The organism is Nocardia canadensis (assembly GCF_032656385.1).
Classification (GTDB): Bacteria; Actinomycetota; Actinomycetes; order Mycobacteriales; family Mycobacteriaceae; genus Nocardia; species Nocardia canadensis.
Window position 1 is genome coordinate 486,665 of sequence record NZ_JAVCWB010000004.1, and the last position, 12,583, is coordinate 499,247.

A 12,583-nucleotide genomic window follows, 5' to 3' on the forward strand; every position below is an offset into this window, starting at 1 on the left:
CGGTTGCTCCGCCACGGGCGGCGTGCTGCAATCACCGGCATGGGGGAGACGCGCCGTTGCGGCGCCACCGTCGCGATACGGCAGCTGGAACCCGCGGAGTGGGCGGTGTTTCGCGAGGTGCGATTGCGTGCGTTGCGGGACGCGCCGACCGCCTTCGGCCAGACCATCGAGCAGGCGCTGGCACGCACCCCCGACGACTGGCGCGAGGTGCTGCGGACCCGCGCCCAGTTCGTGGCGACGATGTCCGAGATGACGGTGGGGACCGTCGGCGTGACGACGGATTCGTCGGCTGCTCATCTCATCTCGATGTGGGTAGCGCCCCGCGCTCGCGGCCGCGGCATTGCCGATCAGCTGATCACCACCGCCCTGGCCTGGGCGGTCGAACAGGGCTGCACCGCGGTGTACCTCGAACTGACCGACGGCAACGAGGCCGCCGAAAACCTCTACCGGCGACACGGTTTCGCACCGACCGGCCGGCGCGGTCCGGTGGAGCCGGGCGATCCGCGCACCGAATTCGAGATGCGCCGCTCGCTCTGAACCGGTCAGTGGGCCGTGGCGGCCATGGCGCGCAGCGCGGTGGCGGTGGCGTCGTCGAGGGGGTAGAAGAACTCGATGGCCAGTTCGGAGAGGGTGACGTCGGCCGGGGCGCCGAAGGTGGCCATGGTCGAGAACATGGTGAGGGGGCCCAGCGGTGAGTTGATGCGGATCGGGACCTGGAACGGGCCGGTCGGCTCGGCGGTGCCGGGCGAATCAGCCGGTGCCGGATAGCTTCTGACCTCGTCGTAGAGGGCGCGCAGTCGCCTGTCTCCGGTGGCGCCGAGCTGGCGCAGGAGCCGTTCGAGGAACAGTTCGCGGACCTGGTGCAGGTTCTCCAGCCTGCGCGCGAGCCCATCCGGATGCAGGACCAGCCGGAAGACGTTGGGGCGCGGGGTGAGCAGGTGCTCGGGCACCCCGGCCATCAGCACGGGCATGGCGGCGTTGCCCGCCACCACATCCCACCAGCGATCGACCACCACCGCCGGATACGGCTCGTGCGCGGCGAGCATCGTCTCGATCGCGGCGCGCGCGGGCGAGAGCGCGACATCGTCGAGCGCGGACTCCCGGAACGCGGGCGCGAACCCGGCGGCCAGCAGCAGCGTATTGCGCTCCCGCAGCGGCACATCGAGGGTGTCGCACAGTCGCAGCACCATCGCTCGGCTCGGCTCGGCGCGACCGGTCTCGACGTAGGAAAGGTGCCGGGAGGAAGTGTCGGCGGCCAGCGCGAGGTCGAGCTGGCTGAGCTTGCGCCGCTGCCGCCACTCCCGCAGCAGCGGCCCGATCCGCGGATCCGTCATCGGCCCAGCGTATCCAGCGCGACCACGGCCCGGCCATGACCTCGGAGGTCATTGCGAGCATGACCCGCGCCCCGCACAGTGGCCTCGTCCCCCCGGAGAACAGGAGCCGACGATGACCACGATCACCGACCGACGCCGCGCTGGACTGCCCACCGTCCTGCGTGTAGACGGCTGGAGCACAGCGCTCTTCGGCGTCGGGCTGACCCTGTGCGCGCCACTGCTGCGCGCGCCGCTCGGTCTGCCGACCGCGCTGTCGCTGCTCTTCGGCGCCGTCATGATCACCGGCGGCGCGGCCCTGCTGTCCATCGCCGGTCACCGTCCGCATCGCTACGGCCGCGTGGTCGTCGCTGTCAACGCCGCCTCGGCCCTGGGCATGACGGCTCTGGCCTGTTCGGGTCTGCTGCCCCTGACCGCCCTCGGCATCGGCTTCCTGCTCACCGGCGCGGTCCTGGTCGCGACCTTCGCCGCACTCGAATTCGCGGGCCTGCGAATGGCCCTCCGATGACGGCCACCCGCGGACCGAATCAGTACGGCCGGTGGGCGACGGCACCCGCGTCACCCGGCTGGGAAGACCTACGGTGAGCTGAGGCCGCGTTCGTGCATGAGCAGCAGGCCGTACCCGGCTACCGCGTGGGCGTCGATGATCTCCCCGCGCAGGATCATCGCCTCGAACTGGGCGCGGGAGAACCACGCGGTGCGCATGTCCTGCTCCTCGGGTTCGCGCTGCGGCTCACCCGGGGTGAGGTCGGTGGCCAGGAAACAATGGCCACGCTGACTGGTCGAGGCCGGTGCGGTCGCCAGGATGCCCAGCGGCGTCATCCGCCCGGCTCGCAACCCGGTCTCCTCGCGCAATTCGTTGTGCGCCAGCTCGAGCGGCGACGGCGCCGTGCCCTGCGGGGGAGTGCCCGCGGGGAACTCCCAGTAGCGTTCGCCCAGCGGGTACCGGTACTGCTCGACGAGATGGAACCCCGCGCCGTCGAACGGGATCACCATCGCCCAGTCGACCTTGTCGACCACGGCGTAGATCCCCACCGACCCGTCGGACCGGCGAATGGTGTCCTCCCGCAGCCGCATCCACGGATTGGTGTAGATCGTGCGCGAGCTGAGCTGTTCCATGCCTCCATGGTGCCCGACTCGGGACTCGACATAGGGCAAGTGCCGGGCCTCGATCGAAGTATCCGTTCCGGTCGGCCTCTCGCCGGCGTATCCGGGTGGATGTCCGGCCATGACCTCGGAGGTCATTGCGGCGCCTGCCGATGGCACGGAAGGGTCGAACCGTCACTTCGAGACAGGAGACGGATATGACCACTCTCGGCGGGCCGATGGCCGAACCCGACGAGCGCGTCGTGCGCGCGCTGTTCGCCGCCCAAGCCGCGGCCTGGGCGGCCGGAGACGGCAGCGCCTTCGCCGACACCTTCACCGACGATGCCGATTTCGTCTCGGTCTTCGGTGAATTCGTCCAGGGCCGCGCGGAATTGGCGACCGTCATGCAAGCGGGGTTCGACGGCATGATGCGGGGCACCTGCCTGTCGGAGCCGGACGGGGCGAGTCTGCGGTTCCCCACCCGCGATACCGCGGTGCTGGTGACCTATGGCGTGCGGCCCCTGCCGCCGGGCGCGCCGCGAACCGAACCGCAGGAGCGCAGCATCCAGATCCGAACCGCGGTGCGCACGGAACGAGGCTGGCGCTTCACATCGTTCCAGAACACCCGGATCGCCGGCCGGCCCCCGCGCTGACGGGACCTCGGCGGGTTCAGGGACGCAACACCGACACCAGGAAATCGGTCTGGTCGCGCACGACCTGCTCGAAGACGTCGTCGAAGTACACGTCGAAGTGGCCGACCGGGTACTGCTTGACCACCGCGTGCTTGGTGCGCTCGGCCGCCTTGCGGGTCGGGCCGGCCGGGGCGACCGAATCGTTCTCGGCGATCGCGTAGAACACCGGTACCTTCAGCGCCTTCGCGCGGCGGCCCGGCGCGTCGAACAGGGTCGACAATGCCACCCGCGCACCGACTTTCGGCCGGTAGGTCTCGCTCTCCTCGGCGAGCCTGCCGAATCCCTCCGGGACATCGGGCGCGCTCATCAGCGCCGCGGCCCGTTTGCGGCCCGCCAGCCGGATCCGCACGGGCTTGCGCCGAATCGGGCCGAACAGCAGGTCGGTGGCGGCGATGGTGGCGACCTTGGTGACGCTGATCGGTCCCTTCGCCATCGCCGAGGCCCACCCGCTGGTGAACGGTACCTGTGCGACCACCGCGGCGAGGTAGTCGTCGTCGGGCGCCACGGATAACACGTGCCCGCCGCCGAACGAGGTGCCCCACAACGCGATTCGGGTCGCGTCGAACCCCCGGATACTGCGCCCGTAGGCGATTGCGGCCTTCCAGTCCTGCCGCTGACGGGCGATGTTGAGCACCTGGCGCGGATCACCCTCGCTGGCGCCGAAATGCCGGTAGTCGAACGCCAGCACCCCCATCCCCGCCGCGGCGAACCGCCGCGCATATCGATCCAACCCCATTTCGCGGGTTGCCCCCAGCCCGTGTCCCATGATCACCAGCGGGCGCGGCCGGGGCGCACCGTCGGGCAGGTAGAGCCAGGCAGCGCACTGCTGGTCACCCGAGGGGAAACTGACGTCGACACGTTCCATGGGTGATTACCGTACTGCGTTTTCGGGCGGCGCTCCCGGGGCCCTGCGCGGTCACGCGGGCTGCCGCCGCCGAGGCCGTCGTTCGCGCCACGGTACTCTGTACGAGCGGACGAGTCGGCCGGGCGACCGCGGTGACGAGAACGGGCGCGTGCGCGCCGCTGCTCGGTACCGAGGAAAGTCCGGACTCCACAGAGCAGGGCGGTTGCTAACGGCAACCCGGGGTGACCCGCGGGACAGTGCCACAGAGAACAGACCGCCGCACAGCACGTGCGGTAAGGGTGAAACGGTGCGGTAAGAGCGCACCAGCGCCCCGGGTGACCGGGGCGGCTCGGTAAACCCCGCCCGGAGCAAGGTCGAAGGTCGCACCTCACGGTGCGGCTGCGCAGGTGTTCGAGGGCTGCTCGCCCGAGCCTGCGGGTGGACCGCTCGAGGCACCCGGCGACGGTGTGTCCAGATGGATGGTCGTCCCCCGGTGTGAACCGGGGACAGGATCCGGCTTACAGGCCGGCTCGTCCGCCTGTCGAACGACGAGGCGGCGGCTCCCCCCAGGGGAACCGCCGCCCCGGTCGCGCCGGAATCCGGCTCAGCACATCAGCGTGGACATCTGGTAGATCGCCTTGGCCTCGTCCTCGGTCGCGGCGTCGGCGCCGTTCTTGGTGGCCTTGATGATCCCGGCGATGGTGTCGGCCTCGGACTTGCCCGCCTTGATGTCACCGCACGACTGGTTCAGCACGGTCGCGACGGCGGCATCGTCACGCCCGGCGGCCAGCTTCGGGAAGGCGTTGCGGTAGCTCACCACGAACATGCCCGCCTTGCTCGGATCGACCTTGTACTCGGGCGTCGTGGTGGCCGAGGAGCCCGCGGCGGCGGAAGAGGAGGAGTCGTCGCTGCAGCCGGTCAGAAGCAGGGCGAAGACGGTGGCGCTGGCCGCGAGAGCGGCGGTAGTTCTACTCACGCGCGGGATGCTAGCGCCCCAGAAAACAAGCCGCCTCCCGTGAGGTTAACGGGAGGCGACAGGTGCTCGATCTGCTCGGTGAGCTACGCGGGGTTGATCACCAACAGCTGGGCCCAGTAGGACGCCTGGTCCGGGCCGAGGATCGGCAACAGGTAATCGAAAATCAGCGACGACATACGCTCGGAACTCCCATTTATCGACGTGGGTGCCGCACTGCCCGGCAGCTGCCGGGTGTGCCGCCGACACAGTAACAACTGGCGGGACGAGCGCGGGAAAAGTGTGTCGCCTGCGTGAAAATGCGCTGGAAGTCGCCGGAAACGTGAGCGAGGTCATAGAGTGTTCGCCGTCGGCAGGGCTCGCTGCCCGGGTGGTGAGCCCAACACATTCGATCGCGGAAGCAGGTCACATTTACATGCGGGTAGTTCGTTCCATTGTCGCCGGTGCACTGATCGCCGGAGCCGCTGCGGTTTTCACCTCGCTGGGTGCCGGATCGGCGAGCGCGGTCGCGGTGACCCCGCTGGCGGGCGGGGTCCAGGTCGACCTCAGCCCGGCCGATACCGCCTGGGTCCACCAGACCCGGTTCGGTCTGACCGTCGCCGGTCTGCCGCACCCCTCGGCGGCCTCGTTCGGTCAGGCGCTCGACGCCGCGGCGACCGTCTCCTCGTCGGTCCCCAACGGTCGGGTCACCTTCACCGTGTACGGCCCGTTCGACCAGCTCAACGGCACCATGCTGGCCCTGCAGTAGGCACTCGCTAACCTGCCAGGATGGAACTCCATCAGCGGATCGTCTCGGCGCCGGTCGACTTCGGCGCCATCCGTTCCGAATTCGGGCTGGCCTCGGACTATCCGGCCGAGGCCGTCTCGGAGGCCCGCGACGCGGTCGACGCGTTCGCGGGCACGCGGGTCGACCGGACCGACATCGAGTTCGTCACCATCGACCCGCCCGGCGCCATGGATCTGGACCAGGCGCTGCACCTCGAACGCACCCCCACCGGCTTCACCCTGCAGTACGCGATCGCCGATCTCGGCGCCGTGATCGTGCCGGGCGGTGCGCTCGCCCGGGAATCCGAAACCCGTGGCCAGACCTTCTACCTGCCCGACGGCACCGTCCCGCTGCACCCGACGGTGCTGTCCGAGGGCACCGCCAGCCTGCTGCCCGGCGTGGACCGGCCCGCCGCGCTGTGGACCATCGACCTCGACGAACGCGCTGTCCCACAGCGTTTCTCGGTCACGCGCGCGCTGGTGCGCTCCCGCGAGCGCTTCGACTACGCGCAGGTCCAGGCCGCCGCCGACGCGGGCACGCTGCACCCCTCGCTGGTCGCGCTGCCCGAGTTCGGCAGGTTGCGGATCGAGGCAGGCCTCGACCGGGGCGCGATCGCGTTGCGACTGCCCGCCCAGGATGTGGTGCGCCACGGCGACAACTGGCGCCTGGAACTGGAACCGCGCACCGCCGCCGACGACTGGAACGAGCAGGTCTCGCTGCTCACCGGCATGTGCGCGGCCCAGATCATGCTGGCGCACCAGGGCCCGGCGATCGGTCTGCTGCGCACCATGCCGCCGCCGCCCGACAGCGCGATCGCCTCGATGCGGCGCACCGCGGCCGCGCTCGGCGTCGCCTGGCCCGCCGACATGCCCGTCGGCCGACTGCTGGCCGGCCTCGACGCGAACACCCCCGCCGCCCTGGTCCTGATGTCGGAGGCGACGAGCCTGCTGCGCGGCGCCGGCTACACGCTGCTCGCCGACCTCGACCAGCCGACCGCGGAGCAGCTCACCCACAGCGCGATCGGCGCCCCCTACGCCCACGTCACCGCCCCGCTGCGCCGTCTGGCCGACCGCTTCACCACCGAGATCTGCCTGGCCCACTGCGCGGGCACCGAGGTCCCCACCTGGGTGATCGACGGTCTCGGGCCCGCCGCGGAAACCCTGCGCCGCACCGACTCCGTCGCGAGCAAGGTCGACCGCGCCTGCGTCGACCTGACCGAGGCGACCGTGCTGGCGCCCCGGGTCGGCACCGAGTTCCCGGCGTTGGTCCTGCGCGAAGCCAACGGCACCCGCGACGCCGAGATCTTCGTCAGCGAACCCCCGATCCTGGGCCGCTGCGCGGGCAAACCGCCGGAAGGCGAGCACGTCCCGGTCCGGCTCGTGACCGCCGATATCGCCACCCGCACCATCGGATTCGACTACGCCCGACCCTGATCCGACACCGGCGGGCAGGCTCGGGGTGGGGGCAGCCGTCGCAACCGCCGTCTCCTGGCCGGCGACACGACCTACCGGTGGGCCGTCTCGCATCGGCACGAGCTGACCGGCGAGGCCGGCTGCGGCCGGGTGTGGTCCGCACCCTGCTCGACCTCGCGTCGGCCGAGGACGGGCTTCGACCGCACCAGGGAACTGGACGGCTGGCCGCTGCTCGACCGGGCGCTTCGGGAGCGGGACCGGGACCGGGAGGACTGGTGTCCGTGACGAACCGACGCGGCCGACCGCTAGTCGGCGGCGGTGGCGAAGGCCGCGGCGGCGGGATAGTGGGCGATGGCTCGGCCCGCGGCGGCTTCCTCGGTGTCGGCGAGGAGTTCGTAGAGGGTCGCGGTCGCGGTGGGCGACGTTGCGGCCGCGGCGAGGATGGCCTCGCGGGATTCGACGGCGTCACGGTGGTCGCCGAGGACGGTTTGCAGGCGTTTGGCGCGCGAGCCGAGGTCGGTCGCGTCGTCGCCGAGGACGGTGCCTGCCGCTTCGCAGGAATAGCGCAAGCGCTTGGCGCCCTTGCGGATATCGTGCAGAAGCTCGACGCGGTCGGCGGGGGCGGCGGTGGGTTCGGCGAGGACCAGTGCGCGCAGGCGCTTGCGGTCGCGACGCAGGACGCCGTCGAAGACCTTGCGCGCGGGCGTGCGGGCCAGGTCGCGGTCCAGCGGGGGATCGGTGCGCCAGGCGGTCAGGGTTTTGCGCAGGCGCCGGTAGCGCTTGCCGTCGAGCGCGCTCAGCACCTCGGCGTGGGCGTCGGTGTAGGCGTCGAGGGAGGCACCGACCAGCGCCTGGGTGACCTCGTCGGGGACCTCGTCGTGCTCGGCGAGCAGGTCGACGAAGCGCTCGGCACGGACCTCGGCATCGCGGGCCACGCCGAGTAGATCGGCCAGCCACTTCAGCTCGGCCTCGGTGGCCGCCGCCCGCTTCGTGTGGAAGAGCCTGCGATAGGACCGCAGGACGCTGCGCAGGCGGCGGGTGGCCACGCGCATCTGGTGCACCGAGTCCTCGGCGTCGGCACGCACGTCGGGTTCGGCGGCGAGCAGCCGGTCGATGTCGTCCCGCAGTGCCGCGACGACGGCTTTGCCGGCCTTGGGCGCCATGATTCAGCCTCGCTTCCCGAACGCGTCGGTCGCTTCCACCAGATGGTGGGTGATGCCGGGCTCGTGGGCGGTGTGCCCGGCGTCCTCGACGATGTGCAGGGTCGAACCCGGCCAGGCGTTGTGCAGATCCCACGCGCTCACCGCGGGGCACACGATGTCGTGGCGGCCCTGCACGATCACCCCGGGGATGTCGGCGATCCGGTCCATGTCACGCAGCAACTGTCCCTCGTCGAGGAATCCGCCGTGCCGGAAATAGTGGTTTTCGATGCGCGCGAACGCCAGCGCGAAGCGTGCCTCGCCGGTCTCGGCCACCCGATCCGGTTGCGGCAGCAACGAACTCGTCGCGCCCTCCCACGTCGACCAGGCCACGGCGGCGTCGAGCGCCACCTGCGGATCGGGCGAGTGCAGCAGCCGGTGATACGCCTCCACCAGGTCCTCGCCGCGCTCGGCGACCGGCACCGGAGCCAGGAACTTCGCCCACTCGGCCGGGTAGACGTTGCCCGCCGCGCCGTTGTAGTACCAGTCGATCTCCTTGCGCCGCAACAGGAAGATCCCGCGCAGCACCAGCTCGGTGACCCGCTCGGGATGGGCTTGGGCGTAGGCCAGGCCCAGGGTCGATCCCCACGAGCCGCCGAACACCTGCCAGCGGTCCACGCCGAGGTGCTCGCGCAGCAACTCCATGTCGGCGATCAGATGCCCGGTGGTGTTGACGCCGAGGTCCGCGCCGTCGGCGAGGTGTGGCACCGACCGGCCGCACCCGCGCTGATCGAAGAGCACGATGCGGTAGACGGCGGGATCGAAGAACCGCCGTTGCAGCGGCCCGGTGCCGCCGCCCGGCCCGCCGTGCACGAACACCACCGGCTTGCCGTCGGGATTGCCACTGACCTCCCAGTACACCGACTGGCCGTCGCCGACGTCGAGCAGGCCGTGCGCGAACGGCTCGATCTCCGGGTACAGGTCGCGCATCAGAACGCCAGTCCCGCAGCGAGATTCGGCAGATCCAGGGCGGTCATCGCCTCGGTACGCACGTCCGGGCAGGCCTCGGTGGTGACCCGGTCGACGATCGCCTTGTCGGCCAGCACCTGGGCGTTGATCCCGCCGTTGCGCAGCGCCCACTCGTGCACCATCGCGTTGAGCGCGAACCGGCCCAGCGTCGGGCCCTGCACCCGGAAGTTGGACAGCTCGGGCCGGATCATGTCGCACAGCTGCGCGGCCGCGGTGTCGGTGATCGTCACGCTCCCCGGCGTGCCGGAGGTGCTCGGCTTCGCCACGCTGGTCGTCGCGGCGGTCGTGGTGCCGGAACTGCCGGTCGGGGTGGTTTCCCCACTGCCGCAAGCGCTCAGGCTCGCGACGGCGAGCGCGCCCGCGAGCAGCAGCGCGGGACGGGTCTTCCAACGGCGGTGCGGCATCGATACCTCTACTCGTGTCGACTATGTCGGTATCGAGTCTGCCATCCGGTGCCACCGCGCACATCCGGCCGAACCCTGAGTTCGACACGCGGCCCCGCACGCCCCGCTCTCGGCCAGGCACACCGTGAACACGGCCCCGCGCGCCCCGACCCTGAGGAGGGGCAGGCCGCGCAGCGGCCGTCGCGGCCGTCCCGTCGGTCAGGTGCCGTTGCGTAGGCGACGAAGGAGCAAGCAACGGTGCCCGACCGACGGGACAGGAGGGGCCGCGACCTCGAGCGCGCCAGCGCTCCAGAAACTCAGAAGCTGTGCTCCGGGCCGGGGAAGGTGCCCCGGCGGACCTCGTCGGCGTAGGCGGCCGCGGCCGAGCGCAGCTCGTCACCGACATTGCCGAAGCGCTTGACGAACTTCGCCGTCTTGCCGCTGGTGTAGCCGGCCATGTCCTGCCAGACCAGCACCTGGGCGTCGCAGTCGGCGCCGGCGCCGATGCCGACGGTCGGGATGGTCAGCTTGTGGGTGACCTGGCCCGCCAGCTCGGCCGGGACCATCTCCATGACGACGGAGAACGCGCCCGCCTCCTGCACCGCGATGGCGTCGGCGATGAGCTGCTCGGCACCGTCGCCGCGCCCCTGCACCCGGAACCCGCCGAGGGTGTTCACGCTCTGCGGGGTGAAGCCGATGTGCGCCATCACCGGGATGCCGGCGGCGGTGATCAGCGCGATCTGCTCGGCGACGCGTTCGCCGCCCTCGAGCTTGACCGCGTGCGCGCCGCCCTCCTTCATGAACCGGGTGGCGGTGGCCAGCGCCTGCTGCGGCGAGGACTCGTAGGTGCCGAACGGCAGGTCGGCGACGACCAGCGCGTGCGGCGCGCCACGGACGACGCCGCGCACCAGCGGGATCAGCTCGTCGATGGTGATCGGCACGGTGGTGTCGTAGCCGTACACCACGTTGGCGGCGGAATCGCCGACCAGCAGGACCGGAATGCCCGCTTCCTCGAAGAGGCGCGCGGAGGAGTAGTCGTAGGCCGTCAGCATCGACCAGCGCTCGCCCTCGGCCTTCATCTGCTGCAGATGCTGGACGCGGGTCTTGCGGCGGGGCTTGGCTTCGGCGGCGGGAGCGGCACCGTAGGCAGGGGTCTGCTCATCGGATACGGACATCATCGTCCCTTTCGTCTGGTTCCTCGAGGCCCGTACCGGGTCCCCGGGTTTTTCTGACGAATCCAGTGTGCCACCTCGGGCCGAGCCGACTTAAGGGCCGGTACCGGTGTGATCGGTCACAGCGGTGGTTCGGCTAGCGTGAAGGAGAGCCCTTTCGCGCGGATCGGGCGCATCGTGTTGTGCGCCGTGCGGCGCGGAAAGGTGGGCCCACAGTGCAGCGTGGCAGGCTCGTCGTGCTCCTCGGCGCTCTCGCGGCGCTGATCGTCTCCGGCTGCACCAGCGCCGAGACCAGCGCGCCGCGCGCGGAGCTGCCGCCACCGCCGCCCGGTCTGGAGAAGTTCTACGACCAGCCACTCGACTGGGGTTCGTGCGAGGGCTTCGGCAGCCCCGAGGACCGGCTGCCGCCCAAGACCGAATGCGCGCGGATCACCGTGCCCGTCGACTACACGCGCCCGGACGGCCCGACCGCCCAGATCGCGCTGTCGCGGATCCCGGCCACCGGCGACAAGATCGGCTCGCTGCTGCTGAACCCCGGCGGCCCCGGGGTCTCCGGGCTGTCGATGGTCGCCGTCGGCAACCGGACCGAGCTGGCCGAGAAGTTCGACCGGGTCGGATTCGATCCGCGCGGCGTCGGGTCCTCGCTGCCCGCGATCGTCTGCCTGACCCCGCAGCAGGCCGACGCCGAACGCGCCGAGCCGCCCACCGACAACACCCCGGCCGGCATCGCCGACGCCGAGGCCGACAATCGCGAGTACGCCGACCGGTGCGCCCAGCGCACCGGCACCGACCTGCTCGCCCATGTCGGCACCCGCGAGGTCGTCCAGGACATGGACGTGCTGCGCGCGGTGCTCGGCGACCCGAAACTGAGCTACCTCGGCTACTCCTACGGCACCCGGCTCGGCTCGGCCTACGCCGAGAAGTACCCGCAGAACGTGCGCGCCCTGGTCCTCGACGGCGCGGTGGACTCCTCCCAGGACCCCGTGCAGGAGTCGCTGCGCCAGGCCGCGGGCTTCCAGGGCGTGTTCAACGCCTACGCAGCCGACTGCGCGAAGAACGCCGACTGCCCGCTCGGCACCGATCCGGCCCAGTCCGTGGCCCGGTTCCGCGCGCTGGTCTCCCCGCTGGAGGCCACGCCCGCCGCCACCGCCGACCCGCGCGGGCTCAGCTACGGCGACGCCATCACCGGCGTCCAGCAGGCCCTCTACACCGACGACCTGTGGAACGTGCTCACCCAGGGCCTGACCGAACTGCGCGACGGACGCGGCGACACCCTGCTGCAACTGGCCGACATGTACGACGGCCGCCGCGAGGACGGCACCTACGCCAACACCCAGGACGCCTTCAACGCCATCCGCTGCGTCGACGATCCGCGCGTCACCGATCCGGCGGTCACCGGCCGCCAGGACACCGAGTACCGCAAGGCCGCGCCGTTCCTCGACGACGGCAAGGGCACCGGCGCCGCTCCGCTGGAACTGTGCGCCGCCTGGCCGGTGCCCAACACCAGCACCCCGCACCGGGTCAGCGCCCCCGGCGCGCCGAAGACGGTCGTGGTCTCGACCACCGACGACCCCGCGACGCCGTACCAGGCCGGTGTCGATCTGGCCGCGCAGCTGGGTGCCGACCTCATCACCTTCCGCGGCAACCGGCACACCGCCGCCCTCGTCGCGGGCGACCGCTGCCTCGACGACGCCGTCATCGACTATCTGGTCGACCTCGCCGCGCCCGGCGCCGGACTCACCTGCTGAGGCGGATC

14 protein-coding genes and 1 other RNA gene are annotated in these 12,583 nt (G+C 71.1%); 7 read left to right on the forward strand and 8 right to left on the reverse strand.

Features of this window, described 5'->3' with window-relative positions:
* The first annotated feature begins 39 nt into the window (after positions 1-39).
* Positions 40-537: a GNAT family N-acetyltransferase gene (locus Q7X29_RS11140; RefSeq protein ID WP_316574001.1), complete on the forward strand. Its 498-nt coding sequence runs from the start codon at positions 40-42 to the stop codon at positions 535-537.
* A gap of 5 nt (positions 538-542) precedes the next feature.
* Here the strand turns inward: Q7X29_RS11140 and Q7X29_RS11145 are convergent, their stop codons facing one another.
* Positions 543-1,334, reverse strand: a complete 792-nt coding sequence (locus Q7X29_RS11145) for a helix-turn-helix domain-containing protein (protein WP_316574002.1) — start codon at positions 1,332-1,334, stop codon at positions 543-545.
* A 112-nt stretch (positions 1,335-1,446) separates the two neighbouring features.
* Between Q7X29_RS11145 and Q7X29_RS11150 the strand changes: the two genes are divergently transcribed.
* Positions 1,447-1,839 carry a hypothetical protein gene (locus tag Q7X29_RS11150; protein WP_316574003.1) on the forward strand — a complete coding sequence of 131 codons (393 nt, stop codon included), beginning with the start codon at positions 1,447-1,449 and terminating at the stop codon, positions 1,837-1,839.
* Between the two features lie 68 nt (positions 1,840-1,907).
* Here the strand turns inward: Q7X29_RS11150 and Q7X29_RS11155 are convergent, their stop codons facing one another.
* A complete protein-coding gene (locus tag Q7X29_RS11155; protein WP_218721876.1) occupies positions 1,908-2,450 on the reverse strand; it encodes an NUDIX domain-containing protein in 543 nt (180 codons plus the stop codon).
* Between the two features lie 185 nt (positions 2,451-2,635).
* On the opposite strand from Q7X29_RS11155, the gene Q7X29_RS11160 reads away from it, so the two are divergent.
* Positions 2,636-3,070 carry an SgcJ/EcaC family oxidoreductase gene (locus Q7X29_RS11160; protein ID WP_316574004.1) on the forward strand — a complete coding sequence of 145 codons (435 nt, stop codon included), beginning with the start codon at positions 2,636-2,638 and terminating at the stop codon, positions 3,068-3,070.
* Positions 3,071-3,086: 16 nt separating this feature from the next.
* On the opposite strand, the gene Q7X29_RS11165 is transcribed toward Q7X29_RS11160, so the two are convergent.
* On the reverse strand, positions 3,087-3,974 hold the full coding sequence (locus Q7X29_RS11165; RefSeq protein WP_218721874.1) for an alpha/beta hydrolase: 888 nt from the start codon (positions 3,972-3,974) through the stop codon (positions 3,087-3,089).
* 110 nt (positions 3,975-4,084) lie between these two features.
* Between Q7X29_RS11165 and rnpB the strand changes: the two genes are divergently transcribed.
* Positions 4,085-4,490, forward strand: an RNA gene (gene rnpB, locus Q7X29_RS11170) — RNase P RNA component class A.
* Between the two features lie 67 nt (positions 4,491-4,557).
* Here rnpB and Q7X29_RS11175 read toward each other — a convergent pair.
* Positions 4,558-4,929, reverse strand: coding sequence for a hypothetical protein (locus tag Q7X29_RS11175; protein WP_316574005.1), 372 nt, complete (start codon positions 4,927-4,929; stop codon positions 4,558-4,560).
* A gap of 412 nt (positions 4,930-5,341) precedes the next feature.
* Between Q7X29_RS11175 and Q7X29_RS11180 the strand changes: the two genes are divergently transcribed.
* Positions 5,342-5,674, forward strand: coding sequence for a hypothetical protein (locus Q7X29_RS11180; RefSeq protein ID WP_218721870.1), 333 nt, complete (start codon positions 5,342-5,344; stop codon positions 5,672-5,674).
* Positions 5,675-5,694: 20 nt separating this feature from the next.
* Complete coding sequence (locus tag Q7X29_RS11185) at positions 5,695-7,125, forward strand: RNB domain-containing ribonuclease (RefSeq protein WP_316574006.1); 1,431 nt, start codon at positions 5,695-5,697, stop codon at positions 7,123-7,125.
* 284 nt (positions 7,126-7,409) lie between these two features.
* Here Q7X29_RS11185 and Q7X29_RS11190 read toward each other — a convergent pair whose 3' ends face one another.
* The 4 genes from Q7X29_RS11190 to panB all read right to left on the reverse strand — a co-directional run bounded on the left by Q7X29_RS11190 (position 7,410) and on the right by panB (position 10,830).
* Positions 7,410-8,267, reverse strand: coding sequence for a CHAD domain-containing protein (locus Q7X29_RS11190; protein ID WP_218721866.1), 858 nt, complete (start codon positions 8,265-8,267; stop codon positions 7,410-7,412).
* Positions 8,268-8,270: 3 nt separating this feature from the next.
* Entirely contained in the window at positions 8,271-9,233 is a 963-nt protein-coding gene (gene pip / locus Q7X29_RS11195; RefSeq protein WP_316574007.1) for a prolyl aminopeptidase, read from the reverse strand.
* Positions 9,233-9,676 (reverse strand): hypothetical protein, encoded by a 444-nt coding sequence (locus Q7X29_RS11200; protein WP_218721863.1) that lies wholly within the window; start codon positions 9,674-9,676, stop codon positions 9,233-9,235. The genes pip and Q7X29_RS11200 overlap by 1 nt, the downstream gene beginning before the upstream one ends.
* 296 nt (positions 9,677-9,972) lie before the next feature.
* The gene (panB, locus tag Q7X29_RS11205; protein ID WP_218721861.1) at positions 9,973-10,830 is read right to left on the reverse strand and encodes a 3-methyl-2-oxobutanoate hydroxymethyltransferase; all 858 of its coding nucleotides are present in this window, start codon (positions 10,828-10,830) and stop codon (positions 9,973-9,975) included.
* A 212-nt stretch (positions 10,831-11,042) separates the two neighbouring features.
* On the opposite strand from panB, the gene Q7X29_RS11210 reads away from it, so the two are divergent.
* Positions 11,043-12,575, forward strand: a complete 1,533-nt coding sequence (locus Q7X29_RS11210; RefSeq protein WP_394358674.1) for an alpha/beta hydrolase — start codon at positions 11,043-11,045, stop codon at positions 12,573-12,575.
* Positions 12,576-12,583: the final 8 nt, after the last annotated feature.

Bases quoted from the DNA above. Each gene is read 5' to 3' on its own strand.
- Q7X29_RS11140 (WP_316574001.1), top strand. From the start codon at position 40: ATGGGGGAGACGCGCCGTTGCGGCGCCACCGTCGCGATACGGCAGCTG.
- Q7X29_RS11145 (WP_316574002.1), bottom strand. From the start codon at position 1,334: ATGACGGATCCGCGGATCGGGCCGCTGCTGCGGGAGTGGCGGCAGCGG.
- Q7X29_RS11150 (WP_316574003.1), top strand. From the start codon at position 1,447: ATGACCACGATCACCGACCGACGCCGCGCTGGACTGCCCACCGTCCTG.
- Q7X29_RS11155 (WP_218721876.1), bottom strand. From the start codon at position 2,450: ATGGAACAGCTCAGCTCGCGCACGATCTACACCAATCCGTGGATGCGG.
- Q7X29_RS11160 (WP_316574004.1), top strand. From the start codon at position 2,636: ATGACCACTCTCGGCGGGCCGATGGCCGAACCCGACGAGCGCGTCGTG.
- Q7X29_RS11165 (WP_218721874.1), bottom strand. From the start codon at position 3,974: ATGGAACGTGTCGACGTCAGTTTCCCCTCGGGTGACCAGCAGTGCGCT.
- Q7X29_RS11180 (WP_218721870.1), top strand. From the start codon at position 5,342: ATGCGGGTAGTTCGTTCCATTGTCGCCGGTGCACTGATCGCCGGAGCC.
- Q7X29_RS11185 (WP_316574006.1), top strand. From the start codon at position 5,695: ATGGAACTCCATCAGCGGATCGTCTCGGCGCCGGTCGACTTCGGCGCC.
- Q7X29_RS11190 (WP_218721866.1), bottom strand. From the start codon at position 8,267: ATGGCGCCCAAGGCCGGCAAAGCCGTCGTCGCGGCACTGCGGGACGAC.
- pip (WP_316574007.1), bottom strand. From the start codon at position 9,233: ATGCGCGACCTGTACCCGGAGATCGAGCCGTTCGCGCACGGCCTGCTC.
- Q7X29_RS11200 (WP_218721863.1), bottom strand. From the start codon at position 9,676: ATGCCGCACCGCCGTTGGAAGACCCGTCCCGCGCTGCTGCTCGCGGGC.
- panB (WP_218721861.1), bottom strand. From the start codon at position 10,830: ATGTCCGTATCCGATGAGCAGACCCCTGCCTACGGTGCCGCTCCCGCC.